26 protein-coding genes and 1 riboswitch are annotated in these 25,349 nt (G+C 70.8%); of the genes, 6 read left to right on the top strand and 20 right to left on the bottom strand.

What is annotated here, in order from left to right:
- Window positions 1-11: 11 nt before the first annotated feature.
- From ACI2L1_RS17020 to ACI2L1_RS17060, 9 genes are all read right to left on the bottom strand, one after another.
- The gene (locus tag ACI2L1_RS17020) at window positions 12-1,088 is read right to left on the bottom strand and encodes a hemolysin family protein (protein ID WP_404740115.1); all 1,077 of its coding nucleotides are present in this window, start codon (window positions 1,086-1,088) and stop codon (window positions 12-14) included.
- Window positions 1,085-2,419, bottom strand: coding sequence for a hemolysin family protein (locus ACI2L1_RS17025; protein WP_404740116.1), 1,335 nt, complete (start codon window positions 2,417-2,419; stop codon window positions 1,085-1,087). Before ACI2L1_RS17025 ends, ACI2L1_RS17020 begins: the two co-directional genes overlap by 4 nt.
- A 154-nt stretch (window positions 2,420-2,573) precedes the next feature.
- The gene (locus ACI2L1_RS17030) at window positions 2,574-3,020 is read right to left on the bottom strand and encodes a PH domain-containing protein (RefSeq protein ID WP_404740117.1); all 447 of its coding nucleotides are present in this window, start codon (window positions 3,018-3,020) and stop codon (window positions 2,574-2,576) included.
- A 14-nt stretch (window positions 3,021-3,034) separates the two neighbouring features.
- A complete protein-coding gene (gene hisG, locus ACI2L1_RS17035) occupies window positions 3,035-3,883 on the bottom strand; it encodes an ATP phosphoribosyltransferase (protein ID WP_404740118.1) in 849 nt (282 codons plus the stop codon).
- A 47-nt stretch (window positions 3,884-3,930) separates the two neighbouring features.
- Window positions 3,931-4,203: a phosphoribosyl-ATP diphosphatase gene (locus ACI2L1_RS17040; protein ID WP_018534786.1), complete on the bottom strand. Its 273-nt coding sequence runs from the start codon at window positions 4,201-4,203 to the stop codon at window positions 3,931-3,933.
- A gap of 34 nt (window positions 4,204-4,237) precedes the next feature.
- Window positions 4,238-4,723, bottom strand: a complete 486-nt coding sequence (gene ribH, locus ACI2L1_RS17045; RefSeq protein ID WP_030038615.1) for a 6,7-dimethyl-8-ribityllumazine synthase — start codon at window positions 4,721-4,723, stop codon at window positions 4,238-4,240.
- A 24-nt stretch (window positions 4,724-4,747) separates the two neighbouring features.
- Complete coding sequence (locus ACI2L1_RS17050; RefSeq protein ID WP_404740119.1) at window positions 4,748-6,091, bottom strand: bifunctional 3,4-dihydroxy-2-butanone-4-phosphate synthase/GTP cyclohydrolase II; 1,344 nt, start codon at window positions 6,089-6,091, stop codon at window positions 4,748-4,750.
- Window positions 6,088-6,738: a nicotinamide riboside transporter PnuC gene (gene pnuC / locus ACI2L1_RS17055; RefSeq protein WP_404740120.1), complete on the bottom strand. Its 651-nt coding sequence runs from the start codon at window positions 6,736-6,738 to the stop codon at window positions 6,088-6,090. Before pnuC ends, ACI2L1_RS17050 begins: the two co-directional genes overlap by 4 nt.
- On the bottom strand, window positions 6,735-7,340 hold the full coding sequence (locus ACI2L1_RS17060; protein WP_059207991.1) for a riboflavin synthase: 606 nt from the start codon (window positions 7,338-7,340) through the stop codon (window positions 6,735-6,737). Before ACI2L1_RS17060 ends, pnuC begins: the two co-directional genes overlap by 4 nt.
- 155 nt (window positions 7,341-7,495) lie before the next feature.
- Window positions 7,496-7,626: riboswitch (FMN riboswitch) on the bottom strand.
- 212 nt (window positions 7,627-7,838) lie between these two features.
- Between ACI2L1_RS17060 and ACI2L1_RS17065 the strand changes: the two genes are divergently transcribed.
- Window positions 7,839-8,726: an RNA polymerase sigma-70 factor gene (locus tag ACI2L1_RS17065; protein ID WP_404740121.1), complete on the top strand. Its 888-nt coding sequence runs from the start codon at window positions 7,839-7,841 to the stop codon at window positions 8,724-8,726.
- Between the two features lie 91 nt (window positions 8,727-8,817).
- Complete coding sequence (locus tag ACI2L1_RS17070) at window positions 8,818-9,573, top strand: SDR family oxidoreductase (protein ID WP_404740122.1); 756 nt, start codon at window positions 8,818-8,820, stop codon at window positions 9,571-9,573.
- Here the strand turns inward: ACI2L1_RS17070 and ACI2L1_RS17075 are convergent.
- Complete coding sequence (locus tag ACI2L1_RS17075) at window positions 9,534-10,718, bottom strand: ROK family transcriptional regulator (RefSeq protein ID WP_404740123.1); 1,185 nt, start codon at window positions 10,716-10,718, stop codon at window positions 9,534-9,536. The two genes, ACI2L1_RS17070 and ACI2L1_RS17075, sit on opposite strands and share 40 nt — an antisense overlap.
- 113 nt (window positions 10,719-10,831) lie before the next feature.
- On the opposite strand from ACI2L1_RS17075, the gene ACI2L1_RS17080 reads away from it, so the two are divergent.
- Window positions 10,832-12,043: an MFS transporter gene (locus tag ACI2L1_RS17080; protein ID WP_404740124.1), complete on the top strand. Its 1,212-nt coding sequence runs from the start codon at window positions 10,832-10,834 to the stop codon at window positions 12,041-12,043.
- Window positions 12,044-12,071: 28 nt separating this feature from the next.
- Here the strand turns inward: ACI2L1_RS17080 and ACI2L1_RS17085 are convergent, their stop codons facing one another.
- Window positions 12,072-13,196 (bottom strand): glycoside hydrolase family 6 protein, encoded by a 1,125-nt coding sequence (locus tag ACI2L1_RS17085; protein ID WP_404740222.1) that lies wholly within the window; start codon window positions 13,194-13,196, stop codon window positions 12,072-12,074.
- Window positions 13,197-13,369: 173 nt separating this feature from the next.
- Here ACI2L1_RS17085 and ACI2L1_RS17090 point away from each other — a divergent pair, with 173 nt between their 5' ends.
- Window positions 13,370-14,056: a DUF5995 family protein gene (locus ACI2L1_RS17090; protein WP_404740125.1), complete on the top strand. Its 687-nt coding sequence runs from the start codon at window positions 13,370-13,372 to the stop codon at window positions 14,054-14,056.
- Between the two features lie 4 nt (window positions 14,057-14,060).
- Here the strand turns inward: ACI2L1_RS17090 and ACI2L1_RS17095 are convergent, their stop codons facing one another.
- The 8 genes from ACI2L1_RS17095 to ACI2L1_RS17130 form a co-directional block, all read right to left on the bottom strand.
- On the bottom strand, window positions 14,061-15,758 hold the full coding sequence (locus tag ACI2L1_RS17095; protein ID WP_404740126.1) for a flavin monoamine oxidase family protein: 1,698 nt from the start codon (window positions 15,756-15,758) through the stop codon (window positions 14,061-14,063).
- A gap of 81 nt (window positions 15,759-15,839) precedes the next feature.
- A complete protein-coding gene (locus ACI2L1_RS17100) occupies window positions 15,840-16,628 on the bottom strand; it encodes a carbon-nitrogen hydrolase family protein (RefSeq protein WP_404740127.1) in 789 nt (262 codons plus the stop codon).
- Window positions 16,629-16,776: 148 nt separating this feature from the next.
- Window positions 16,777-17,967 carry an MFS transporter gene (locus ACI2L1_RS17105; RefSeq protein WP_404740128.1) on the bottom strand — a complete coding sequence of 397 codons (1,191 nt, stop codon included), beginning with the start codon at window positions 17,965-17,967 and terminating at the stop codon, window positions 16,777-16,779.
- A gap of 105 nt (window positions 17,968-18,072) precedes the next feature.
- The gene (locus ACI2L1_RS17110; RefSeq protein WP_404740129.1) at window positions 18,073-19,482 is read right to left on the bottom strand and encodes an HAD-IA family hydrolase; all 1,410 of its coding nucleotides are present in this window, start codon (window positions 19,480-19,482) and stop codon (window positions 18,073-18,075) included.
- Window positions 19,483-19,519: 37 nt separating this feature from the next.
- The gene (locus ACI2L1_RS17115; RefSeq protein ID WP_404740130.1) at window positions 19,520-20,569 is read right to left on the bottom strand and encodes an ABC transporter ATP-binding protein; all 1,050 of its coding nucleotides are present in this window, start codon (window positions 20,567-20,569) and stop codon (window positions 19,520-19,522) included.
- A 3-nt stretch (window positions 20,570-20,572) separates the two neighbouring features.
- Entirely contained in the window at window positions 20,573-21,385 is an 813-nt protein-coding gene (locus tag ACI2L1_RS17120) for an ABC transporter permease (protein ID WP_404740131.1), read from the bottom strand.
- Window positions 21,373-22,269 carry an ABC transporter permease gene (locus ACI2L1_RS17125; protein ID WP_404740132.1) on the bottom strand — a complete coding sequence of 299 codons (897 nt, stop codon included), beginning with the start codon at window positions 22,267-22,269 and terminating at the stop codon, window positions 21,373-21,375. Before ACI2L1_RS17125 ends, ACI2L1_RS17120 begins: the two co-directional genes overlap by 13 nt.
- Window positions 22,266-23,411: an ABC transporter substrate-binding protein gene (locus ACI2L1_RS17130; RefSeq protein WP_404740133.1), complete on the bottom strand. Its 1,146-nt coding sequence runs from the start codon at window positions 23,409-23,411 to the stop codon at window positions 22,266-22,268. The genes ACI2L1_RS17125 and ACI2L1_RS17130 overlap by 4 nt, the downstream gene beginning before the upstream one ends.
- Before the next feature lie 234 nt (window positions 23,412-23,645).
- On the opposite strand from ACI2L1_RS17130, the gene ACI2L1_RS17135 reads away from it, so the two are divergent.
- Window positions 23,646-24,386 (top strand): GntR family transcriptional regulator, encoded by a 741-nt coding sequence (locus ACI2L1_RS17135; RefSeq protein ID WP_404740134.1) that lies wholly within the window; start codon window positions 23,646-23,648, stop codon window positions 24,384-24,386.
- 56 nt (window positions 24,387-24,442) lie between these two features.
- Entirely contained in the window at window positions 24,443-24,901 is a 459-nt protein-coding gene (locus ACI2L1_RS17140; RefSeq protein WP_404740135.1) for a hypothetical protein, read from the top strand.
- Here the strand turns inward: ACI2L1_RS17140 and ACI2L1_RS17145 are convergent.
- Complete coding sequence (locus tag ACI2L1_RS17145; protein WP_007380661.1) at window positions 24,894-25,346, bottom strand: Lrp/AsnC family transcriptional regulator; 453 nt, start codon at window positions 25,344-25,346, stop codon at window positions 24,894-24,896. The two genes, ACI2L1_RS17140 and ACI2L1_RS17145, sit on opposite strands and share 8 nt — an antisense overlap.
- Window positions 25,347-25,349 lie beyond the last annotated feature (3 nt).

Raw genomic sequence — 25,349 nt, forward strand, 5'->3', positions numbered from 1 at the left:
CAGCCGAAGAACTACGACGCCAACGCCTCCTCGCTGCTGCGCGGCTCAGTGACCCGCACCTCCGGCAGCTCCCGGTGCGCCGGATCCCGCACCTCGCCCACCAGCAGCTCCAGTACGTCCTCCAGCGCGACCAGCCCGAGCACCTTGCCCGAACCGTCCGCAACCTGAGCCAGGTGCGTAGCCGCCCGCCGCATCACCGTGAGGGCGTCGTCCAGCGGCAGGTCGGACCTGAGCTTGGTCATGGGGCGCCAGATCTGCTGGGGTACCGCCCGCTGCGAGTCCTCCAGATCCAGTACGTCCTTGACGTGCAGGTACCCCATGAACGCACCGTTCTCCGCGGCGATCGGGAAGCGGGAGTACCCGGTACGGCCGGTGAGTTCGATGATCTGGCCCGGGGTCACCGAGGGACGTACCGTCACCAGGGACTCGCGCTTGAGCAGGACGTCCGTGACCGGGCGGGAACCCAGCTCCAGCGCGTCCTCCAGGCGTTCCTGTTCCTCGGGGTCGAGCAGGCCCGCCTGGCCGGAGCTCTCCACCAGGCGGTTGAGCTGCTCGCTGGTGAACACCGCCTCGACCTCGTCCTTGGGCTCCACGTGGAAGAGCCGCAGGATGGCCCGGGCGCAGGCGCCGAGGGAGATGGTGATCGGCCTGCACAGCCGCGCGAAGGCCACCAGCCCGGGGCTGAGCCACAGCGAGACCTTCTCCGGCGCCGCCATCGCGAGGTTCTTCGGGACCATCTCGCCGATGACCAGGTGGAAGAAGACCACCGCGGCGAGGGCGATGACGTATCCGAGCGGGTGGATCATGCCGTGCGGCATATGGATCCACTCGAAGACCGGCTCCAGCAGCTGCGCGACCGTCGGTTCGGCGACCGCGCCGAGCGTCAGCGAGCACACCGTGATGCCGAACTGGGCCGCCGCCATCATCTGGGGGAGCCGCTCAAGGCCGTACAACACCTGTCGGGCACGCGCGGTGCCGAGCGGTTCGATCTGGCTGCGGCGCACGGAGACCAGCGCGAACTCGGCGCCGACGAAGAAGCCGTTGGCGAGCACGAGCAGCGCGGCGAAGAGGAGTTGGAGCACGCTCATCGGGCGGCCTCCATGACGTTCACCGCGGGGACCGTGCGGACCAGGCGGACCCGCTCGGCGCGGTAGTGCCCGACCTGGCGCACGGTGAGCCGCCAGCCGGGCAGTTCGGCCCGGTCGCCGACGGCGGGGATACGGCCGAGCAGGTCGGCGACCAGCCCGGCGACGGTCTCGTACGGCCCCTCGGGCACGTCGAGGCCTATGCGCTGGAGGATGTCGACCCGGCAGCTGCCGTCGGCGTCCCAGGCGAGGCGGCCGTCCTCCGGCGGGACGGCGGCGAGTTCGGGGACGTCCTGACCGTCGTGCTCGTCACGGACCTCACCGACGATCTCCTCGACGATGTCCTCCAGGGTGACGACGCCGGCCGTGCCGCCGTACTCGTCGACGACGACGGCGATGGGCTGCTCGCTGCGCAGCTGGGCGAGGAGGGGCTGGACCGGGAGCGTCTCGGGCACCAGCAGCGCCGGACGGGCGATCCGGCCGACGGGAGTGCGGAGACGGTCCTGGACCGGGACGGCCAGGGCGTCCTTGAGGTGGACCATGCCGACGATCTCGTCGATCTTCTCGCGGTAGACCGGGAAGCGGGACAGACCGGTGGCCCGGGTGAGGTTGACGACGTCCTCGGCGGTGGCCGAGGCCTGGAGCGAGCTGACCTTCACGCGCGGGGTCATGACGTGCTGCGCGGTGAGCTCGCCGAGCGACAGCGTGCGGACGAAGAGGTCCGCGGTGTCCTGCTCCAGGGCGCCGGCCTGGGCCGAGTGCCGGGCCAGGGAGACCAGCTCGCCGGGGGTGCGGGCGGAGGCCAGTTCCTCGGCGGGCTCGATGCCCAGCGCACGGACGAGGCGGTTGGCGACCGCGTTCAGGGCGGCGATCACCGGCCGGAAGAGCCGGGCGAAGGCGTGCTGCGGGCCGGCCACGAAGCGGGCGACCTGCATCGGCTTGGACACCGCCCAGTTCTTGGGCACGAGTTCGCCGATCACCATCTGCACGGCGGAGGCCAGCAGCATGCCCACGACGACGGCCACACCGGAGACCGCGCCCTCGGGGATGCCGATGGCCGTGAACGGCCCGTGCAGCAGTTCCGCGAGCGCCGGCTCGGCGAGCATGCCGACGACGAGGGAGGTGATGGTGATGCCGAGCTGGGTGCCGGAGAGCTGGAAGGACAGCTCCTTGAGCGACTCGGCGACCCGGCGGGCCCGTCGGTCGCCTTCCGCGGCGGCCCTCTCGGCCTCCGTGGCCTCGACGGTGACGAGGCCGAACTCGGCCGCCACGAAGAAGCCGTTGGCGAGAATCAACAGGAACGCCGCTCCTAGGAGCAGCAGCGGGATGGTCATGCCGCCGCCTCGATATGTCGGGAGGGGGCGGCGCAGGTACTACAGGACGATCCGTCCATCGCTGGAGGGAGTCACTCCTCGGGTAGCAGGAACAAGAAGCGGCGGAGGCGTCACGAAAACGCCTCCGCCAACAGATTAATCAAGACAAGGGCCTCTACGGCAGATCCCTCGGTGAACGAGACTCGACGAGCGCCCGCAAAGCACGTGCGTCGGCGATGGCGTGCTGCTTGGCGATGCCCGGCTGGATGCCGAGCGCCGGCAGACTGGTGCCGTCGCTGAGGTCGAGGAACACCCACGGATCGCCGGGCCGGAGGTTCACCTGGATGATCTCGGCCCACTCCAGGTGCCGCCGGCCGGCGATGTTCTGGACGGTGACACCGGACTCGTCGGCAACGACCTTCACCCTGGCCAGCATGAACAACACACCGGCGAGCAGCGCCCCGGTGAAGATGAAGCTCAGGCGCTCCCCCGGGCCGAGCTGCTCAAGGAGCAGCGCGATCACCGTGATCACCACGAAGATCGCGACACCCGCGCCGAGCAGCACGACACGGGTGCGGCCCGGCCGGAACGTGACGGGGAGAGCGGGCGGCTCGGAAGACATCTGCGGTACGCCCCTCAGAGCCGGCAGGCGTGGATGGCCGTCGTCAGGATGGCCCGCGCGCCGATGTCGTACAGGTCGTCCATGATGCGCTGCGCCTCCTTGGCCGGGACCATCGCGCGGACGGCGACCCAGCCCTCGTTGTGCAGCGGGGAGACGGTCGGGGACTCCAGACCCGGCGTGAGCGCGACGGCCTTCTCCAGCTGCTCGACGCGACAGTCGTAATCCATCATCACGTACGTCCGGGCTACGAGGACGCCCTGAAGGCGGCGCAGGAACTGCTGCACCTTGGGCTCTTCCGTCTCGGCGCCGGTGCGGCGGATCACGATGGCCTCGGACTTCATGATGGGCTCGCCGAAGACCTCCAGGCCCGCGTTGCGCAGGCTGGTGCCGGTCTCGACGACGTCCGCGATGACCTCGGCGACACCGAGCTCGATGGCGGTCTCGACGGCGCCGTCGAGGTGGACGACGGAGGCGTCGATGCCGCTGTCGGCGAGGTGCCCCGCGACGATCCCCTCGTAGGAGGTGGCGACCGTCTTGCCCTTGAGGTCCTCGATGCCGTTCGCGGTGCCCGGCTTGGACGCGAACCGGAAGGTGGAACGGGCGAAACCGAGCGGGAGGATCTCCTCGGCGTTGGCGCCGGAGTCGATCAGCAGGTCGCGACCGGTGACGCCGATGTCGAGGCGGCCGGAGGAGACGTAGATCGCGATGTCACGGGGGCGGAGGTAGAAGAACTCCACCTCGTTGACCGGGTCGACGATCCGCAGTTCCTTGGACTCCCGGCGCTGCTGGTAGCCGGCCTCATGCAGCATGTCCGCCGCAGGGCCTGAGAGGGAACCCTTGTTGGGGACGGCGATGCGCAGCATGAGGTCGGCTTCCTTTGCGTGATGGGGTGTTGGCTGAACGGGTGGCTCTACAGGTGGGCGTAGACGTCGTCGAGGGAGATCCCCCGCGCGACCATCATCACCTGGACGTGGTACAGCAGCTGCGAGATCTCCTCGGCGGCCGCCTCCTTGCCCTCGTACTCGGCGGCCATCCAGACCTCGGCGGCCTCTTCGACGACCTTCTTGCCGATGGCATGGACGCCCTTGCCGACCAGTTCTGCGGTGCGGGAGGTGGCGGGGTCGCCGGTGGCGGCCTTCTGCTGGAGCTCGGTGAAGAGCTCCTCGAACGTCTTATTGGACATGGTGAGACACACCTTATGGCAATTAACAGCGTCTCTATCGCCACGGTTCAGATACTGAGCGGAGGGTGGCCGCCGTGGCCACCGCGGCGGTCACCGCCTCGTGTCCCTTGTCCTCGTTGGAGCCCTCGATGCCCGCGCGGTCCAGGGCCTGCTCCTCGGTGTCGCAGGTGAGGACGCCGAAGCCGACCGGGACGCCGGTGTCCACGGAGACCTGGGTGAGGCCCTGGGTGACGCCCTGGCACACGTACTCGAAGTGCGGGGTGCCGCCGCGGATCACGACGCCGAGGGCGACGATCGCGTCGTAGCCGCGGCCCGCGAGGACCTTGGCGACGACCGGGAGCTCCCAGCTGCCGGGGACCCTGAGCAGGGTCGGCTCGTCGATCCCCAGGTCGTGCAGGGCGCGCAGGGCGCCGTCCACCAGACCGTCCATCACCTTCTCGTGCCACTGTGCCGCGATGACGGCGACCCGCAGGTCGCCCACGTTGCGTACGGACAGCTCCGGTGCACCCTTGCCGCTCACGTTCTCGAACTCTCCTCGAAGTGCTTACTGGTTGCTGCAGGTGGACACCGGTGCGGTGTCCAGCCAGGGCAGGTCGTGGCCCATCCGGTCCCGCTTGGTGCGCAGGTAGCGGAGGTTGTGCTCGCCCGCCTGTACGGGCATCGGCTCCCGGCCGGTGACCTTGAGGCCGTGCCTCAGGAGGGCGTCGGACTTGTCGGGGTTGTTGGTCATCAGGCGCAGGCTGTGGACTCCGAGGTCCTCAAGGATCTGCGCGCCCGCGCCGTAGTCCCGGGCGTCGGCGGGCAGGCCGAGTTCCAGGTTGGCGTCGAGGGTGTCGTGGCCCTGTTCCTGGAGCTCGTAGGCCCGCAGCTTGGACAGCAGGCCGATGCCGCGTCCCTCGTGGCCGCGCAGGTAGACCACCACTCCCCTGCCCTCGGCCTGGATGCGCTCCAGGGAGGTGTCCAGCTGGGGGCCGCAGTCGCAGCGCAGGGAGCCGAAGATGTCGCCGGTGAGGCACTCGGAGTGGACGCGGACCAGGACGTCCTCGCCGTCGCCGATCTCGCCGTGCACCAGGGCGACGTGCTCGACGCCGTCGACGGTGGAGCGGTAGCCGTACGCCGTGAAGGTGCCGTGGGCGGTGGGCAGCCGGGTCTCGGCCTCGCGGCGAACTGTGGGCTCGGCGGCCTGGCGGTAGGCGATCAGGTCCTCGATGGAGATGATCGTCAGACCGTGCTTGCGGGCGAAGGGGATCAGTTCCGGGAGGCGGAGCATCCGGCCGTCCTCGCCGGCGATCTCGACGATCGCGCCGGCCGGGCGCAGTCCCGCGAGGCGGGCGAGGTCGACGGCGGCCTCGGTGTGGCCGTTGCGGACGAGCACGCCGCCGGACTTGGCGCGCAGCGGGAAGATGTGGCCGGGCCGGACGAAGTCGGTGTGATCGGCGTCGCCGCTCGCGAGCAGTTGAAGCGTGGTCGCGCGGTCTGAGGCCGAAATCCCTGTTGTCACACCGTGAGCGCCCGATGCGTCAACGGAGACTGTGAACGCGGTTTTCATCGACTCGGTGTTGTCGTCGACCATCTGCGGCAGCTTGAGCCGGTCCAGTTCGTCGCCCTCCATGGGGGCGCAGATCAGGCCGCGGCACTCGCTCATCATGAAGGCGACGATCTCGGGGGTGACCTTCTCGGCGGCGACGACGAGGTCGCCCTCGTTCTCGCGGTCCTCGTCGTCGACGACCACGATGGGGCGGCCGGCCGCGATGTCGGCGACGGCCTGCTCGACGGGGTCCAGCGCGAAGTCCTCGAACCCGTCGGTGCTGTACAGAATGGGTGGGATCGAAGGGGTGGCGCGAAGCGCCTCGGTTGGGGTGGTGGTGGGAGACGGGCGGGCGGTCATGCCGGCGCTCCTTCCATGACGGGCCGCGCGGACTCGCGGGAGCGCAGCCACCAGTCGCGCATGCCCCACAGGACGAGCGCGCCGTAGATGACGTAGACGAAGCCGGAGAAGGCATAGCCGTTGGCGAAGTTCAGCGGGACGCCGACGAGGTCGACGAGGAGCCAGGCGAACCAGAACTCGACCATGCCGCGGGCCTGGGCGTACATGGCGACGACGGTGCCGACGAAGATGTAGGCGTCGGGCCAGGGGTCCCAGGACAGGGTCGGGTAGGCCTTGAAGAGCAGGGCGACCGCTACGGTGCCCACGGCTGCGGCGCCGACGAGGGCACCGCGCTCACGCCAGGAGGCGAACCGGGGGGTGATGTGCCCGTCCCCGCCGTCTTCGGCGCGGCCCTTGTTGCGGTTCCACTGCCACCAGCCGTACAGGGCGACGACCATGACGACGGCCTGCTTGCCGGCGCTGCCGGTGAGGTGCCCGTAGAAGGCGCCGAAGAGGATGAGGCCGGAGGCGAACTGCACCGGCCAGCTCCACAGGTTTCGTCGCCAGCCGAGGGCGAGGGCGATGAGGCCGAGGATGTTGCCGATCATGTCCGACCAGAGGATGTGCTGGCCGAAGAGCGTGAAGGCCTCGGTGTTGAGGGAGTTCACTTCCCCGCCCCCTGACTGCTCGCGAGCAGGCGCTCGACGTACTTGGCCACGACGTCGACCTCCAGGTTGACCGGGGCACCGGGCTGCTTGAGGCCGAGCGTGGTCAGGGCGAGGGTGGTCGGGATCAGGCTGACGGTGAAGTAGTCGGGCCCCGCGTCCACGACGGTGAGGCTGATGCCGTCGACCGTGATGGAGCCCTTCTCGACGACGTATCGCGCGAGGTCCGCGGGCAGGGAGATCTTGATGATCTCCCAGTTCTCGGAGGGCTTGCGCTCCAGGACCTCGCCGGTGCCGTCCACATGTCCCTGGACGATGTGCCCGCCGAGGCGTGCGCCCACGGCGGTGGGGCGCTCCAGGTTGACCCGCGAACCGACGCCCAGGGCACCGAGGCTGGAGCGGTCGAGGGTCTCGGCCATGACGTCGGCGGTGAACTCGTCGCCCTCGTGGTCGACGACGGTGAGGCAGACGCCGTTGACGGCGATGGAGTCTCCGTGTTTCGCGCCCTCGGTGACGACGGGGCCGCGCAGTCGGAAGCGACAGGCGTCGCCGAGGTTCTCGACGGCGGTGATCTCGCCCAACTCTTCGACGATTCCGGTGAACACTTCCCGGGTCCTCCCTGCCTCATTCGGGCACGGACTCCGGGGCTGTCGATGACGACAGAAATGACGAGCAGGGACACCGGGGGCGACGCCGGACGGGGCCCACCCTGAAAGGGCGAACCCTGATACGGCGGCGCGCATACAGGTATGCCCGCCCGCCGCGCACTGCCTCCCATCCGGACTTTAACCGTCGGTCCAGGAATTTCACCTGGTCAACCGGCCGCTGGAAGCGGTCGGGTCGCGGACTGTAACCGCCGGTTCGGACTTTCACCGACCCCGGAGTGCGCTGCTTCTGGTACAGAGTCAGTCTGCCACGCCCGATCGACGTCCATACGGGCGAACGGTGTGCAGTGGCTCACAACCCCCTCACCCCCACCCCTTGACCTAATGGTCTAGTCCTTTTTAGGGTCGCCGTGCGTGGACACCCGTAGAGACGGGCCCGGCGGCGGTGACGACGGCCCTTGCCCGCCGCCGGGTCTCCCTTCTGGCAGGGTGACCCGCATGACGACCGCGATCGCTGACGAGTTCGAGAGCCATCGCCCCCGGCTGTTCGGTCTGGCATACCGGATGCTCGGTTCCGCCGACGAGGCCGAGGACACCGTTCAGGACGCGTATCTGCGCTTCAGCGGGACCGACCGCGCGGGCATCGAGCATCCCGGGGCCTGGCTCGCCAAGGTCGTCACCAACCTCTGCCTCAACCGGCTGACCTCGGCGCGGTCCCGGCGCGAGCAGTACGTCGGGACCTGGCTGCCGGAGCCGGTCGTCAGCTCCGACGGAACGCTCGGCCCACTGGAATCCGCCGAGCAGCGGGACGCCGTGTCCATGGCGGTGCTGGTGCTCCTGGAGCGGCTGACACCGACCGAGAGGGCCGTGTACGTGCTGCGGGAGGCCTTCGCCTACGGCTACCGGGAGATCGCCGGGGTGCTGGACCTGAGCGAGGCCAACTGCCGTCAGCTGCACCGGCGGGCGGCCCGGCGGGTGGGCGAGCCGGGGTCACGGTTCGTGCCCGCGCCCGAGCAGCAGGAGGAGTTGGTGGCGTCCTTCGTCACGGCGGCCCGGGACGGGGATCTCGCCGGGCTGGAGAAACTGCTCGCGGACGACGCGACCTGGTGGAGCGACGGCGGCGGCAGGGTGAGCGCGGCCCGGCGACCGGTGGAGGGACGCGAGAAGGTCATCCGGTTCCTGCTGGGTTCCCTGGAGAAATGGGGCGCGGCGCTGCGATTCGCGTCGGTGGAGGTCAACGGCGGAAGTGGTCTCGCGGCCTGGGAAGGCGAGGCGCTGGCCCTGGTGATCACGTTCGAGGTGCGCGACGGCGTGATCGGCGGGGTCCGGGCCGTGCTGAACCCGGACAAGCTGGAGTTCGCGGGCCGACAGCTGGCCCGCCGCTAGGCGGTTGTCACATTCCGCGAGGGCTACTCGGTCTGTGCTGTCGGAGGGCGCTCCGCTCGGGAACGTCCGGCGTCCTGAGGGGATGGACAGCATGACCACGATCCTGGTGACCGGTGGAACCGGAACGCTCGGGCGACTCGTCACCGAGCGGCTGCGGGCGGACGGGCACGGGGTGCGCGTGCTGAGCCGGCACAGTCCGGAGTACGGCGTCGACCTGCGTGAGGGTGGGTCGGCGTTGGATGCGGCTGTCGCCGGGGTGGGGACGATCGTGCACTGTGCGACGACGCAGCGGGGTGGCGACGAGCGATCGGCTCGGAACCTGCTCGACGCGGCGCGGCGGGCGGGGGTGCCGCATCTCGTGTACATCTCGATCGTGGGGGTCGATCGGGTGCCGTTCCCGTATTACCGGACCAAGCTCGATGTGGAGCGGATGATCGAGGAGTCGGGGCTCGGGTGGACGATCCTGCGGACGACCCAGCTCCACGATCTGCTCGTGATGTTGTTCCGTGGGCTGGCCAAGCTGCCGGTGGTGTTCGTTCCCGCGGGCGTGCGGGACCAGCCCATCGAGGTGGCCGAAGTCGCGGGACGGCTGGCCGAGTTGGCGGTGGGGGCGCCCGCAGGGCGGGTCGAGGACATGGGCGGTCCGGAGGTTCGTACGTTCGCGGATCTGGCCCGTTCGTATCTGCGGGCCGCCGGGCGCAAGCGGCCTGTGGTGGGTGTGCGGTTGTTCGGGAAGGCGTATCGGGAGTTCCGGGCCGGTGGGCATCTCGCGCCTGAACAGGCTGTGGGGAAGGGGACGTTCGAGGGTTACCTGCGGGCCGGACGGGGTGCGAACAAGTCGTCCTGAGCTCTGTCGCGTGCCGTCAGCAGGGCTCCTCGCAGGACCGCCTCTCCGCCCAGGGTGCTCGCTCTCACTTCCGTGGACAGAGGTGACATGCGGCGGACCCTGCTCTCCACTCGTACGGCGAGGTCCGTCCCGCCCGCCTGACCGACCTCGCCGGCCAGGACCAGGCAGCCCGGGTCGAGGACGGCGACGACCGACGCGACTCCTACGGCGAGGCGATCGGCGAGGGCGTCGAGGAACTCCGCCGAGGCCCTCGCCACCGCCTCCCGCACCACGCGCGCGGCCGGTGGCTCGTACCCGTCGTCCTCGACCACCAGTCCATGCTGCTCCGCAAGCTCCACGATCGCCGCCGAGCCCGCCAAGGAGTGGAAGCCTCCTTCGCAGTCCACGGCCGACGGCAGTCCCCCCGTCCCCGGTACCGGCAGGAAGCCGATCTCGCCCGTGCCGCCGGAGGCACCTCGGCGCAGGGCGCCGTCCAGGACCACCGCCGCGCCGGTGCCGTGGCCCAGCCACAGCAGGACGAAGGTGTCCCGGTCGCGGGCCACGCCGTCGCGCTGTTCGGCCAGCGCCGCGAGGTTGGTCTCGTTCTCGACGTGGACGCGGGTCTCGGGGAGCCGTTCCTGCAGTGCCAGCACCAGTCGCCGGTGCCATTCGGGCAGGCCGCCGGAGTCGCGGAGTTCGCCGGTGGCCGGGTCGATCAGACCGGGGGCGCCGATGCCGACGGTGTGGAGTTCCGGCGCCCCGGCCTCCTTCGCCGCCCGTTCGACCAGCGCGACCGCCTGCTCGACCGCGGGCCCGGTCCCGGTGTCCCCGCCGATCGGCACCGACGCCTCGGTCAGCACCCGCCCCAGCAGGTCGGAGACGACGACGGAGACGCCCTCGGTGCGGACGTCGAGGGCCGCGAGGTGGGCCCGGTCGGCGACGATGCCGTAGAGCTTCGCGTTCGGGCCCCGGCGCTGCTCCCCCGACTCCCCGACCACGTCGATCAGTCCGGCGGCGGCGAGGCGCTCGACGAGGTCGGCGACGGTCGGCCGGGACAGTCCGGTGAGCTCTTTCAACTGCCCTGCCGTCAGCGGGCCTTCCTGCTGGAGCAGACGCAGGGCGAGCCGGTCGTTGATGGCCCGGGCGGTGCTCGGGGATGCGGGCATGCCGGGAATCCTCTCAGATCCGCGGAGCCGAATACACGCTATCTATCAGGCAGGGTGCCTGATAGTTTACGGCGGCGTACGGGAGCGGCGAGGATCCGGGGAGGGGCCCGACAATGAGCGATGTGGTTCAGGCGTCGGCGGAGGTACGGCGGGCCCGGTACGCCGTGGCCGCCGTGTTCGCCGTGCACGGGGCCGTGACCGGCTCGTTCGCCACGCGGGTGCCGTGGATCCAGGACCACTCCTCGGTGAGCGCCGGTCAGCTGGGACTCGCGCTGGCGTTCCCCGCGCTCGGCGCGTCCGTGGCCATGCCGCTGGCCGGCAGTGTCAGCCACCGCTTCGGCGCCCGGAACGCCCTGCGCGGTCTGATCACCCTGTGGACGCTGGCCCTGGTGCTGCCCTCCCTCGCCCCGAACCTCCTCACGCTCTGCCTGGCCCTCTTCGTCTACGGCGCGACCGCCGGCATGGCGGACGTGGCGATGAACGCGCTCGGTGTCGAGATCGAGAACCGTCTGGGCCGCTCGATCATGTCCGGGCTGCACGGCATGTGGAGCGCGGGCGCCCTGATCGGCTCGGCGGCCGGCACCCTCGCCGCACATCTGGGCTCGGACGCCCGCCTGCACCATGTGCTGGCGTCGGCCGCCCTCACCCTGCTCGGCCTGCTGTTCTGCCGCTGGGTGCTGGACCTGCAGCCCGCCGAGGACGAGGAGCCGCCGCCCCGGTTCGCGCTGCCGCCGAAGTCGGCGCTGCTCATCGGCGCGGTCGGGTTCTGCGCCGTGTTCGCAGAGGGCGCGAGCCTGGACTGGTCGGCGGTTTATCTGCGGGACCAGCTGGAGACCTCGGCCGGGCTCGCGGCCGCGTGCACCACCGGTTTCACCTTCACCATGGCGGTCGCACGGCTCGCCGGCGACCGGGTCGTGGACCGCTTCGGTTCGGTGCGTACGGTCCGGGCGAGCGGGGTGCTGGCCGTGCTCGGCGGGCTGCTCATCGTCTTCGCGGACCATCCGGCCGTGGCGATGGGCGGGTTCGCGCTGATGGGCCTCGGTATCGCGGTGGTCGTGCCGCTGTGCTTCGCCGCCGCGGGCCGCAGCGGGTCCAATCCCAGTCTGGCGATCGCCGGAGTCGCGACGATCACCTACACCTCGGGCCTGATCGCCCCGAGCGCGATCGGGACACTGGCCCAGGCCACCAGCCTCATGGTGTCGTTCATGCTGGTGACCGTGCTGGCCTGCGGAATCATGGCCTTCGCGGGCGTGCTGCGGGCCGGCGACCGCGACCGGCCGAAGGTCGGCCGCCCGGCCACGGCGGTTCCCGACCCGCGCCCCTGAAGCCGTAATCCTTGCCTACGACCTGACCCTACGACGAGGCCAGCTCGTAGGCGTACGACGGGCTGAACGTGCCCGGTGAGCCCTTGCAGCCGTCCGACTCCCCCGGCAGCTTCACCCAGAGGTAGCCGTCGATCCTCGACTCCCCGGTGTTCAGGGTCGGGGCCCGGCCGATCTTGCGGCCGGCCGGGTCGCACCACTCACCGTCGGACGGGGCGCCGTTGCCGTTGCGGCTGGTGTCGATGACGGCGCCCAGACTCGACGGTCCACCCAGGGCGGCGAGGACCTGACGGTCGTAGGCGATCTCGGCGGACGTCGTGTGGAAATTGGACACGTTGCTGAAGATCCCGTCGGAGGAGGCGGCCGAGGCGGCGCCCGCCTGCTTCAGCAGGGCCGCCTGCTTGGCCGCCGGGTGCCAACCGGAGTGGCCGGCGTCGTAGTAGACACGTGCGTTCGCGTTCGCGGACTTCAGGACGCGGCCGGCGCGGGCCAGCGAGGCGAAGCGGTCGGCACGGCCGCCGTCGGAGAGACAGTCGGACTGGGCGATCGAGTCCGGCTCCAGGACGACCACGACCTCGCCGGAGCCGAGCCCCGCCGCGAACCTGTCGATCCAGGAGTCGTACGCCCCGAGGTCCGGCGCACCGCCCTGGGAGGCGCCGCCGCAGTCCCGGTCCGGGATCGCGTACGCCACGACTACCGGGACCCGACCCTGCCCGGCACCGCCCGAGGTGACCGCGCGGACCCGGGAGGTGATGGTCGCCGGGGTGTAGTCGGCGAACCAGACCGCGGCCGGCCGGTCGGCGATCCGGGACTCTATGACGTCGGTGCGCCAGTCGCGCGGGTTGTCCTGCACCCAGTCGAGCACCTGGGAGGAGGGGTGGCGGTAGAGGCGGGTGGAGGTGGCGGGGCGGGCCTTCGTGGAGCTGGGGCTCGCCTTCTTGGGAGACGGGGACGCGCTCACCTTCGTCGAAGGCGAGGCAGAGGCCGAGGCAGCGGCCGACCCGGGCGCCGACGGCACGGCGGGCAACGGCCGCGCGCTCGGGGAGTCGCCGACGAGCCCCGGCCGCGCCTCGTCGGAGGCGTCACGGTCGTCGAGAGCGGAGAGCATCCCGGTCGCGGTGCCGACGGCGACCACCAGTGAGGCCACCGCGACCATCGCACCGCGGCCCACGGCACGCCTGCGTGCGGCGCGGCGCGCGGCCAGCCGCTGGGCACGTAAGCCTGACACCCTGTCGCTCCCCCCCTCGCGCGGCGGGCGCGTTCCCCCGTTCCGGGGAAGCGCCGGGCCCGCCGGTACCCCGGCCAGCCTAGGACTGGGACCCTGCCGCTATGGCGCAATTGGAACAGTTCACCACTCCCCTCGACACGGTCGTCTCCCGTATGCGCGCCCTCGACGAGGACCTGCCGGAGCGGGACGGCGTAGCGGTCTTCAACCGCGTCTACCTCGCCGTCACCGAAGCGGTCGACCGCTGTGTCGACGGCGGTCGGTTCGCGGACGCACGGGCCGCGATCACGCTGGACGTGCGGTTCGCGGAGCGCTACTTGGCGGCGGTGGACGCGGTGTCGCGCGAGCGCCGCCCGCCGGCCTGCTGGCGACCGCTGTTCCAGTTCCGTCGCCATCCCGGCGTACGACCGCTGCAGTTCGCGCTCGCGGGCATCAACGCGCACATCGGGCACGACCTGGCGCTCGCCGTCGTGGACACCTGTCGTAGCCTCGACTGCGAACCCGTCGACGTGGAGGACGAGTTCGACCGCGTGGGCGATCTCCTCGTCTCGCTGGAGGAGCGCATCCGCGAAGATCTGATGCCGGGCCCCGACCTCCTCCAGATCGCCGACCCGCTCACCCATCTGCTCGGCTCCTGGAGCCTGGACCGTGCCCGGGACGCCACCTGGACCGCGGCGCGGGCGCTGTGGGCGCTGCGCGGACTGCCCGACGTGGCCGGGGAGTTCACCGAGCGCCTGGACACGGCGGTGGGGTTCGCGGGGCGCATGCTGCTCACCCCGCTGCCGGACTGACCGCTCAGTCCTCCGGCAGCTCGACCGGCGCGATCTCCTCGTACACGTCACCCGGACCCGGGTTGGTCGCGTCGGTCTCGCCGCCGAAGTGGTGCATGACGCCCCAGACCGCGTTCAGCGCGGTCTGGATCGCACCCTCGGCCCAGCCCGCTGTCCAGGAGATGTCGTCGCCGGCCAGGAAGATGCCCCGCTTGTCCTCGGGCAGCGCGTCCTGCATGAAGTGGGTGAACAGGCGCCGCTGGTAGCGGTAGTGGCCGGGCAGGTTGGCCTTGAACGCGCCCATGAAGTAGGGCTCGTTCTCCCAGGAGACGGTCACCGGGTTGCCGATGACGTGCTTCCTGATGTCGACCTTGGGATAGATCTCGCCGAGCGACTTCAGCATGACCTCCATCCGCTCGTTCGCGGACAGCGGGAGCCACTTCAGACTGTCGTCGCACCAGGTGTAGGAGAGGCAGATGACGGCGGGCTTGTCCGGGCCGTCGTCGAGGAGATAAGTGCCGCGGGTCATACGGTCGGTGAGGGTCATCGACATGATGTCCCGGCCCGTCTCCTCGTCTTTGTCGAGCCAGAACGGCCGGTCGACCGGCACGAACAGCTTGGACGACTCCATGTAGTGCGTGCGCTCGATCGCCGTCCAGTGGTCGATCGGGAAGAGCGAGTCGTCGCAGGCGATCTTCGACAGCAGCATCCAGGACTGGGCGGTGAAGACGGCCGCCTGGTAGGTGCGGATGTCTCCGGCGGCATCCGTCACGGTGATCCGGTTGCCCGCGGTGCGGTGCAGCCGGGTGACCGCCGGCCGGGGCTCGCCGTTGACGTGCAGGGCCTTCAGGGACGTCCCGTACGCCCAGTGCACGATCTTCTCCGGCTCGCGCTCCCAGAGCCTGAGCGGCAGTTGCTGGGAGCCGCCCACGATCCCGCGGTGATGGTCGTCGGCCTCGGTGTAGACGACCCGCAGGATCTCCAGGATGGAGTTCGGGAAGTCCGTGTCCCATCCTCCTGTGCCGAAGCCGACCTGGCCGAAGATCTCGCGGTGCCTGAAGGACCTGAACGCCTCGGAATCGCACAGGAAGCCGTAGAAGGTCTGGTTGTCGAGCTGCTCGACGAGCCGGGCCCAGATCTCCCGGATGCGCGGCACGTCCCGCTCACGCAGGGCGCGGTTCATGTCGGTGAAGTCCGCGCCCTCTTCGAGGCACTTGCTCCAGGCTTCGGCGACATCGCGGTAGACCTGCGGGAGGTCGGCGATCGTCTCGGCGTAGTGGGACTCGCCCTTGAGGTCGACGACCGTCGAAGGGGTGGCTTCCGCAAGGGGGTTGGGGAAGGCGCGGGTCTCCAGGCCGACGAGGTCGATGTAGTGCTGGAGTGCGGTGGAGGAGGGCGGGAAGCGCATCGCGCCCATCTCCGCGGTCAGCGAGGGGTCGCACCCGTCGAAACCCACCGTGCGCAGCCGTCCACCGATCCGGTCGGCCTCGTACACGACCGGCTTGAGGCCCATCTTCATCAGCTCGTACGCGGTCACGATGCCGGACAGACCGCCGCCGATCACCGCGACCTCGGTGCCGTGCTCGGTGGCCGGTATCTGGCCGAGGCCCGCCGGGTGGGCGAGGAAGTCGTCGTAGGCGTAGGGGAAGTCCGGCCCGAACATGGTGATCGGCGGCTGGTGCTCGTCTGCGTGCTCGACGGCGTTGGGCACGGTGGACGTCATGGGGTGCGGGCTCCTTGAAGCAATGAGGGTGGTTCAGATTGAAGCCATGAGGGTGGTTCAGATTGAAGCCATGAGTGAGGTTCAGACGAGGGACCCGTAGAGACCGGGGCGGCGGTCCTTGAGATACGGGTTCGCCTCGCGGGAGGCGGCGAGGAAGGCGGGGTCGGCGTCGGCGAACACGAGTTCCTCACCGCGTCCGGCGCGGGCGCGGGCCACCCCGTCGGGGCCGGCCAGCGTGGAGAGCCCGACGAAGTCGAACTCCCCTTCCTGGCCGACCCGGTTGACGTAGGCGACGTACATCTGGCTCTCCCAGGCCCGCACCGGCACCAGGGACTCGGCGACGAACTGGAACGGGTGCATCTGGGCCGTCGGTACGACCAGCAGGTCCGTTCCGGCGAGCGCGTGGGCGCGGACGTTCTCCGGGAACTCGACGTCGTAGCAGATCATGAGGCCGACGGTCAGTCCGCCCAACTCGGCCTGGACGACCGGCTGTTCGCCCGGAGTGAAGTGGTCGCGCTCGAAGCAGCCGAAGAGGTGGGTCTTGCGGTAGCCGGCGAGGCGGGCGCCGTCGGCGGAGATCAGCTGGACCGCGTTGTGCACGCTCCCGCCGACGCGCTCGGGGTATCCGTACGCGATCGCCAGCCCGTGCCGTTCGGCGATCTCGGCGACCGCGTCCGCGGAGTCGCCGTCAGCGGGTTCGGCGAGGCGGGCGATGTCGTCGCCGATCGCGTAGCCGGTGAGGAACATCTCCGGCGCGGCCAGCAGCGCGGCACCCGCGGCGGCGGCCCGGCCCGCGGCCTCGTCGAGGACCTTGAGGTTCCCCTCGACGGACCCCGGGCGGCCGGAGCTCTGGAGCAGGGCGGTGCGCATGCGTGATCCTCACCGGGACGGAAGGTGGTTGTGGGGGCCACGTGGAAGGGCCATGTAGACGGTACGGGGGGCTCACCGGCGCGGACAAGGAGAAGCCGTTGCGCGCCGGTGAGCGGTTTGTTGCGTGTGGGGGCGGTCCCCCGGCGATTCATTGCGCACGCCCGCTCCCCCGGCCCAGCACCACCGCCGTCACCAGGTACGGCACGGACAGGATCACGAAGACCGTGCTGTGCGCCATCGACGTACCGAGCAGCGTGTACACCCCGAACACGGCGACCGTGACCAGTTCCGTGCCGAGGCTCGCCACCGAGGTCAGCGTGGCCCGGCGGGCGTCGTCGATGCGGTGCTGGAGGCGGACGTCGGCGAGTACCTCGGCCAGTTGGAAGCCGGCGAAGGCTAGGCCCACGAGGAAGATGCCGGCCGGAGTGCGGACCCCGGCTCCGACGGCAAGGGCGAGCGCGGCGCCAGCGATCAGGGCGGCGAGGCCCCGGGTGCCGAGGCGTTCGGCGGGCCCGGCGAACAGACTGCCGACGGTGACGGTCGCCCAGATCAGCAGCACCAGGTAGGGCACGGTCGTCTCGGCCACACCGAGGTCGCGGATGAGCAGCGAGGTGTACTCGTCGAGCGCGCCCCAGACGGCGGCCACGGCGGGGACGAGCAGCAGGGCGCCGCGTACGGCCCGGTCCCCGCGGGCTTCGGCGACGCCTGCCCGCAGGATCGCGGACCACCTCCCGCTCTCCTTCCCCGGCGGCACGCGGTGCTCGGGGAGCCGGGTGGCCGTCACCGCGGCCAGCAGCGAAGCCAGCACGCTCGCCGCGCCCACGGCCTCGTAGCCGCCCCGTGCGAGGACGGGTCCGGCGAGAGCCATCGCGACGACCGTGGCCAGCAGTCTGGCGGCCCGGGTCCGGCCCATCACGCGCGCGTACCGGTCGGCGGCGCCGAGCCGTTCCAGTTCGTCGTAGACCAGCGCCTCCAGGGCGCCGGAGCCGAGCGCTCCGCCGACGCCCCACAGGACGAAACCGGCCGCGAAGGCCCCGTACGACGGGACGAGCACCCACAGGGCGAAGCCGCAGGCCGTCAGCAGCGGGCCGATCCACAGCAGCAGGCGGCGCGAGACCGCGTCGGCCCAGGCGCCCGAGGGCACCTCCAGCGCCACGGCGGTGACCGACCACAGGGCGAACAGCGAGGAGATCTGCCAGAGCGACATGCCGGTGTCCGCGAACAGCAACGCGTACACCGGGTAGAGCAGGACGAGGTCGTCGAGGAACGCGTAGCCGTACAGCGTGGTCGTCAGCCGGCGGAGGCCGGTCGCGGGCGCACGTGGGGGTGAGAGTGTCATGAGGCCTTCCCGGAAGGGCGGTTCGGACGTCGTCGGTACGGCGTCCGAGGCGGCCCTCGGGAGGCACGGCTGGTGGATCAATGTCGCCAGGTCATGACACCGATGCTAGACAGTCCCGGGCCCGTTGCCCAGCGAAAATGTGGTGATCACGGCGGCGTGGTCGGACGGCCAGGCGTTGTCCTCGACGTCGGGCCAGGTCCGCGGGGTGCCGCTGACGTACGTCCGGGAGTCGAGGACCCCGAACCCCCGGTGCAGGACGAAGTCGATCCGGTCCTGCGGCTCCGGGTGTCCGTGCACCGGCGACCAGGTGTGCCCCGGGTCCCGTACGGCATCGGGGCGGGCCTGTCGGAAGGAGTCCGCGAAGCCCGCCTCCTGCGCCGCCTTCGTCACCGGCCAGTCGACGTCCGGCCAGTCCAGGTGGGAGGGGCTGTTGAAGTCGCCGACGAGGACGACGGGTGCCGCGTCCCCGATCCGGCGCAGGATGTCCCGCATCTGCCCGAGCCGCACCTCCTCGTGGGCGAGCGGCTCGGACTCGTACGGCCCGTACCGCTCGTAGTCGAGGTGGGCCGTCCAGATCTCGACTTCCTGATCCGCTACGGCGATCCGCGCGCCGGCCGCCCCGTAGAACCCGACATCCGGGTCGCCGAGCGGGGCAGTGATCGGGAACCGGCTGATGATGCCGAGGTTCGATCCGGCGCGGTGGTGGTGCCAGCCGAGCGCCTCGGCGAGTTCCTCGGCGGCGCCGCCGTACGTCTCCTGGAGCCCGACCACGTCCGCCTCGGTCTCGGCGATGACCTTGAGCTGCTTGGCCCGGTGGTCGTGGACCTTGGTGCCGCCGTACCAGAGGTTCCAGGTCATGACGCGCAGCCGGTACGGCAGCAGGGCGCGCAGTCGGCCCACGGTGACGCCTTCCAGGCCGGTCAGGACCGTACGGCCCGGGGCCGCGTCGATGGGGGCCAGCGAGGGCACCGCGAGGACCGCGCAGCCGGCCGCCTCGGCGGAGGCGACGCCGGTCTCGGTGTCCTCGACGGCCACGCAGCCCGATGGATGCACGCCGAGGGCGAGGCAGGCGGCGAGGTAGGGGTCGGGGGCGGGCTTGGTGTGCTCGGTGTCGTCGGCGGTCACGGCGACGGCGAAGCGGCTCGCGCCGCCCAGGGTTTCGAGGACGGTGTCGGCGACGGCCCGGGGGGAGGCGGTGACCAGGGCGGTGGGGACGCCCTCTCGGGCCAGGGCGTCGAGCAGGTCGAGAGCGCCGGGGCGGGGCACGACACCGGTGCGGACGCGGGCCGCGAACTCCCGGTGCAGGGTGTCGGCGAGGTCCGCGACCGGGGTGCCGGTGGCCGCGGCCAGCCAGGCGGCGGTGTGCTCGACCGGGCGGCCGAGCACCTCCGGCCGGTCCGCCTCGGTCAGAGCCCGCCCGGCGACCTGCTCCACCGCCTCCCACCAGAGCCGCTCAGTGTCGACGAGCGTGCCGTCCATGTCGAACAGGACGGCCTGGAGCGGGAGTCGAGTCACAGTTGTCTCTTTCGTGGGGGGAATTTCACGGGAAGGGTCAGCGGGTACGTTCCGCCACCAGCACCGGCCGCTCGGGCAGCGACACGCTCACTGCGGCTCCGGCCGTGAGCTCGGCGGCCTCGTGCGCGGGCAGGTCGGCCTTGACCTCGCTGCCGTCGGCGAGCAGGACGGTGACCCGGACGGCGGCGCCCAGGAAGGACGTGGCGACCACGCGGGACTTCCCGTCGGCCTCGGCCCGCACCCGCACGGCCTCCGGCCGCACCAGCACATCGACCTCGCTCGCGACCGGCACCGGGCCGTCGAAGGGCAGCCGCTGCCCGAGCACGTCGACCGTGCCCTCGGCGAGCCGTCCCGGGACCCGGCTCATCGTGCCCACGAACTCGGCGACGAAGGCGGTGGCGGGACGGCCGTACAACTCGCCCGGGGCCGCACACTGTTCGAGCTTTCCGGCGTGCATCACGGCGACCCGGTCCGACATGGACAGAGCCTCCTCCTGATCGTGGGTGACGAACAGGGTGGTGATGCCGAGCTCCTGCTGCAGGCGGCGGATCTCCTCGCGGAGGCTGAGCCGCACCTTGGCGTCCAGCGCCGACAGGGGCTCGTCGAGCAGCAGTACGCGCGGGCGCAGGGCGAGCGCGCGGGCCAGCGCGACGCGCTGCTGCTGACCGCCGGAGAGCTGGTGCGGGAACCGCCCGCCCTTGTCGGCGAGCCCGACCAGGTCCAGCAACTCGGCGGCCCTGGAACGCCGTTCGGCCGAACCGACCTTGCGCATCCGCAGTCCGAAGGCCACGTTGTCCAGCGCGTCGAGATGCGGGAAGAGGCTGTACGACTGGAAGACCATCCCGGCGTCCCGGCGGTGGGCAGGGACCCGGGTCACGTCCTCGCCGTCCACCAGCACCTCGCCGGCGTCGGGGTGTTCGAAGCCGGCGAGCATCCGGAGCGCGGTGGTCTTGCCGCAGCCGGAGGGGCCGAGCAGGGCGAGGAGTTCGCCGGGTCGTACGGTCAGGTCGAGACCGTCGAGAGCGACGGTCGGACCGAACTCCCGCCTGAGGCCCCGGAATTCGACAGTTGCGGCTGTTTCAAGCATGGGTCATCCCCGGGAGGTAGTACGGGTACGGCCGCCGAAACCGGCGAGGACGAGAAGCAGCACCCATGTCACGAGCAGACTGAGCACGGACACCGCGACGGACAACTGGGCCTGCGAGCCGCTGACGTTGACGATCCACACGGCGAAGGGCTGGAACCCCAGCAGCTGGGCCACGGTGAACTCGCCGAGGACCAGGGCCAGCGTGAGGAACGAGGCGTTGAGCAGGGCGCCGCGCAGATTGGGCAGTACGGCCCGGACGAGGGCCTGCGGCCAGCCGGCCCCGCAGCTGCGGGCGGCCTCGACGAGGGTGCGGACGTCGACCGCGCGCAGCCCGGCGTCCAGTGCCCGGTAGACGAACGGCAGCGCCATCACGACGTAGGCCAGGACCAGGACGAACGGGAAGTCGGGGTTCTGGATCGCCACGAAGGTCTGGAACAGCGGGGTGCGGGAGAGGTGTTCGGGCCCCCACTTGAGCACGGTGCCGATCCCGGCGACGAACGCGATCGGCGGGACGACCAGCGGCAGCGAGCACACCACTTCGACGACCGGTCGCAGCCGGGGCGCGCCGAGCCGTAGCGCGACCATGGCGGGCACCATCAGCAGCAGGACGAGGGCGATGGTGGCGAGGGCCAGTTCCAGTGAGAGCAGCAGGCTGGAGGCGAAGCCGTCGGTGGAGAAGATCTGGGTGTAGGCGTCGAAGGTGATCCCCTGGCCCGGCACGTCGACGGTGAAGACGACGGACGCGGCCAGCGGCACCAGGAAGTACAGTCCGGCGAGGCCGAGCACGCCCCACCGCCACAGGTTCAGGCGAGCCATCGGGCGCTCCTCCGCTGCAGGGGCAGGTAGACGGCCATGACGAGGCCCGCGACCAGGACCATGTCGAGGCTGAGGGCGAGCGCGACGTTCTCCTGGCCGACGAGCACGTTGCCGGAGATCGCGTCGGCGATCTGCAGGGTGACCAGCGGGATCGAACTGCCCACCATCGCGGCGGCGGTGGCGTACGCGGCGAAGGCGCTGCCGAAGAGCAGCACGAACCCGCCGAGGAGTGTGGGCAGCAGGACGGGCAGAGCGACGAATCGCCAGTACTGCGGAGCAGTTGCCCCGTTGTTCTGCGCGGCCTCACGCCATTGGGCGCGCAGCCCGTCCAGAGCGGGTGTGATGGTGAGGACCATCAGCGGGATGAGGAAGTACAGGTAGACGATGACAAGGCCCCAGAAGCTGTAGAGATCCCAGCCCTTGTCCGTGAGGCCGAGGTGGCGGGTCAGCACACCGGCGTTGCCGAGGGTGGCGACGAAGGCGAAGGCCAGCGGGACGCCGCCGAAGTTGGCGAGCACCCCGGACGCGGTGAGCACGGCCTCGCGCAGTGCGCGGAAGCGGGAGCTCACCACGGCCTGGGCGAGCGGCAGCCCGACCAGGGTCGCGAGGGCGGCGGACACGGCCGACAGCTTCACGCTGCCGAGGAGCGCGGTGAGATAGGCGCCCTTGAGGGAGGCGGTCAGGTTGTCGGCGGTGTACGAAGTCGCCCCGGTGGACGGGTCCTTGGCGGTGAACGCGCCGTCCAGCATGGCGATCGCGGGCAGCCCGAAGGCGACCGCGACGAACGCGAGCAGCGGGACGACGGCGACCCAGCCGAGGGACCGGCGCCGCCGCTTCAGCTGAGCGGCGGGCGCCGTGTCCACCCGTACGGCGGTGGCCGTCATCCGGAGACGGCCTTCGCCCAGCCCTCACCGAGGACCGTCTTGGCCTTGCTCTGCTGGGCCTCGGTCGGGAAGGAGGGGGTGCCGGAGACCTGCGGCAGCTTGGCCGCGGCCGTCTTGTCGAGGGTGCCGGCCTTGTCCATGGCGGTCATCAGGGCCGGGCGGGCGTAGCCCCCCAGCCAGAGGTTCTGGCCCTCGGTGCTGTAGAGGTACTCCTGCCACAGGCGGGCGGCCGCCGGGTGCGGGGCGTCCTTGTTGATCGCCTGGGAGTAGTACTGCGAGAACTGGCCGTCGGTCGGGACCGCGACCTTCCAGTCGACGCCCTTGGACTTGAACTCGTCGGCGTACCCGGCGTTCAGATAGTCCCAGTCGATGCTGATCGGCGTCTCGCCCTTCTCGACGGTGGCCGGGGTCGACTCGACGGGCGTGTAGTTGCCGTTCTTCTTCAGCTTGGCGAAGAAGTCGAGGCCGGGCTGGATGTCGTCGAAGGAGCCACCGCTCGCGAGCGCGGCCGCGTAGACGCCGCCGAAGGCCGAACCGGACTTGGTGGGGTTGCCGTTCAGGGCGACCTGGCCCTTGTACTGCGGCTTGAGCAGTTCGGCGAAGGTGGTCGGGCAGGCCTTGACCCGCTTGGCGTCGCAGCCGATGGAGATGTAGCCGCCGTAGTCGTTGTACCAGCGGGCCTGCGCGTCCTTCTGCCCGGTGGGGATGTCGTCGTACGAGGTCACCTTGTACGGCGCGAGCAGGCCCTGCTGGGCGGCGCTGAGCGCGAAGGAGCTGCCGAGGTCGAGGACGTCCGGCGCGCGGTCCTGGCCCTTCCTGGACGTCACGGCGTTGATCTCGTCCTGGCTGGAGCCGTCGGGGTTCTCGACGGAGATCTTGATGCCGTACTTCTTCTGGAAGCCGTCGATGAGGGCGCCGTAGTTGGCCCAGTCGCGGGGCAGGGCGATGGCGTTGAGCGTGCCTTCCTTCTTCGCCGCCTTCACCAGGGCGTCGAGGCCGCCGAATTCCGCGGCGGAGGTGGCGGTCGCGGCGCTCTTGCCGTCGGCGGTGGTCGACGAGTCGTCGGGGGCGGCGCCGCAGGCGCTCAGAGTGAGGGCGGCGAGGACCGCGAGGGCGGCTGTTCTCGGCAGGGACACGGTCACGGCTTCTCCAGGGGACGCGCGAGGGTGCAGGAGCCAAAGGGAGAGACAGAGAGAGAAAGAGAGAAAACTTGTCTGAACAAGTTGGCCTTAGTAAGGCGGCCGCTGGTGTCCTGTCCGTAAACAGCGGCGAAACATCTGACCCAGAGTTTCCGCACATTTCAAGCCGTCGCGGAACCCATGAATCGTCGACTAGGCTGGTCACGCTGTGCACAGGGATTGACTCAGAGGGGAAGCATGCCGGCGCGACACGAGGAGATCGCCGACGAACTGCGCCGGGCGATCGACCGCGAGGAGTACACCGTCGGCAGCCTGCTGCCCGCCGAGACGGAGCTCGCGACGCGCTACGGCGTCTCGCGCGGGACGGTCCGCCAGGCGGTCGCGACGCTGACGGCCGAGGGGCTGATCGGCTCCCGCCAGGGCGCCCGGCGCGTCGTTCTCGCCAGCCGCCGCAGCCAGAGCTTCGCGGAGCTGCGGAGTTTCGCGGAATGGGCGCGGGCGATGGGCCGGGAGGCGACCGGGCAGGTGGTCGCGCAGGAGTACCGTCCAGCCTCGAAGGAGGACTCGGTACGCCTCCAACTCGCCGTCGGCACCCCGGTGTTGCATGTCCTGCGGGTGCGCGGCCTGGACGGCGAACCGGTGTTGCTGGAGCGGACGGTCTACGCCGACTGGATCTCCCCGACCGTCGAGGCCATCGAGCCCGAGTGCCCCTCGGTCACCCAACGCCTGTACGACGACACGGGGTTGGTCTTCGCCTACGGGGAACACGTCATCGACGCGGTCGCGGCAGGGGCGCAGGACGCGGAGCTGCTGGAGCTCCGCCGGACGAGCCCCCTGCTGCGGGTTCGCCGGGTGACCACGACCCGCGAAGGACGCCCGGTCGAGTGGTCGGACGACCGGTATCGCTCGGACGCGGTGAGCTTCAGCGTGCACAACTCGATCGGCAACAACGCGCTGGCCCGAAAGACCGCGGAGTAGAACTCGGGGTTCGGGAGCGCCCAGTGGTCCGTCCACCGTCCGCAACGGAGGTTTTGATGACCGTCCCCGCTCTGCCCCGGATCGACACCCACTCGACTGTCGTCGCGGCCGCGGCCGGCGATGTCTGGCACGCACTCGGCGAGACCCTTGACCGATCCTTCGCCCGGCCCCGTTCCGCCCGCTACGCCCGTCTCGTCGGCGTCGCCGACCGTACGGCGTCCGGGCCCCGGCCCCTCGTCGAGGGATCGGTCCTCCCCGGGTTCCGGGTGGCCGACGCGGACCCGGGCCGGGAGCTCGTCCTGATCGGACGGCACCACTTCTCGACGTACGCCCTGGTCTTCCGCCTGGACGGAACCGACGACGGGCGCACCCGGCTGCAGGCCGAGACCAGGGCCAGGTTCCCCGGCCCGCTCGGCTCCCTCTACCGGCTGCTGGTCATCTCCTCGGGCGCGCATGCCCTGCTCACCGGGCGGCTGCTGGCGGCGGCGCGGCGCCGGGCCGAACAGGTCAGGTAGGCGAGCCCGAAGAAAACCGCCTCAGCAGCGGCGACAGGACCAGCACCGACTTCGTCCGCTCCACGAACGGCTCCCCCGCGATCCGTTCCAGGACCCGTTCGAAGTGCCGCATGTCGGAGGCGAAGACCTGGACGACCGCGTCGGCCTCGCCGGTGACGGTGGAGGCGGCCACCACCTCCTGGTAGCGCTCCAGGCCCCGCTGGATGGTCTCCGGGGAGGTGTTGCGCCGGCAGTAGATCTCGACGAACCCCTCGGTCTCCCAGCCGAGGGCCGCCGGGTCCACCCGTACGGTGAATCCGGTGATGGCCCCGGTGGCGCGCAGCCGGTCCACGCGTCGCTTCACGGCGGGCGCGGAGAGACCGACGATCTGGCCGATGTCCGCGTAGGAGCGGCGGGCGTCCTCTGCGAGGGCGTGCACGATGCGTTCGTCGAGATCGTTCAGCACGGT

It is taken from the genome of Streptomyces sp. NPDC019531, assembly GCF_044903305.1.
In the GTDB taxonomy this organism is placed as follows: Bacteria; Actinomycetota; Actinomycetes; order Streptomycetales; family Streptomycetaceae; genus Streptomyces.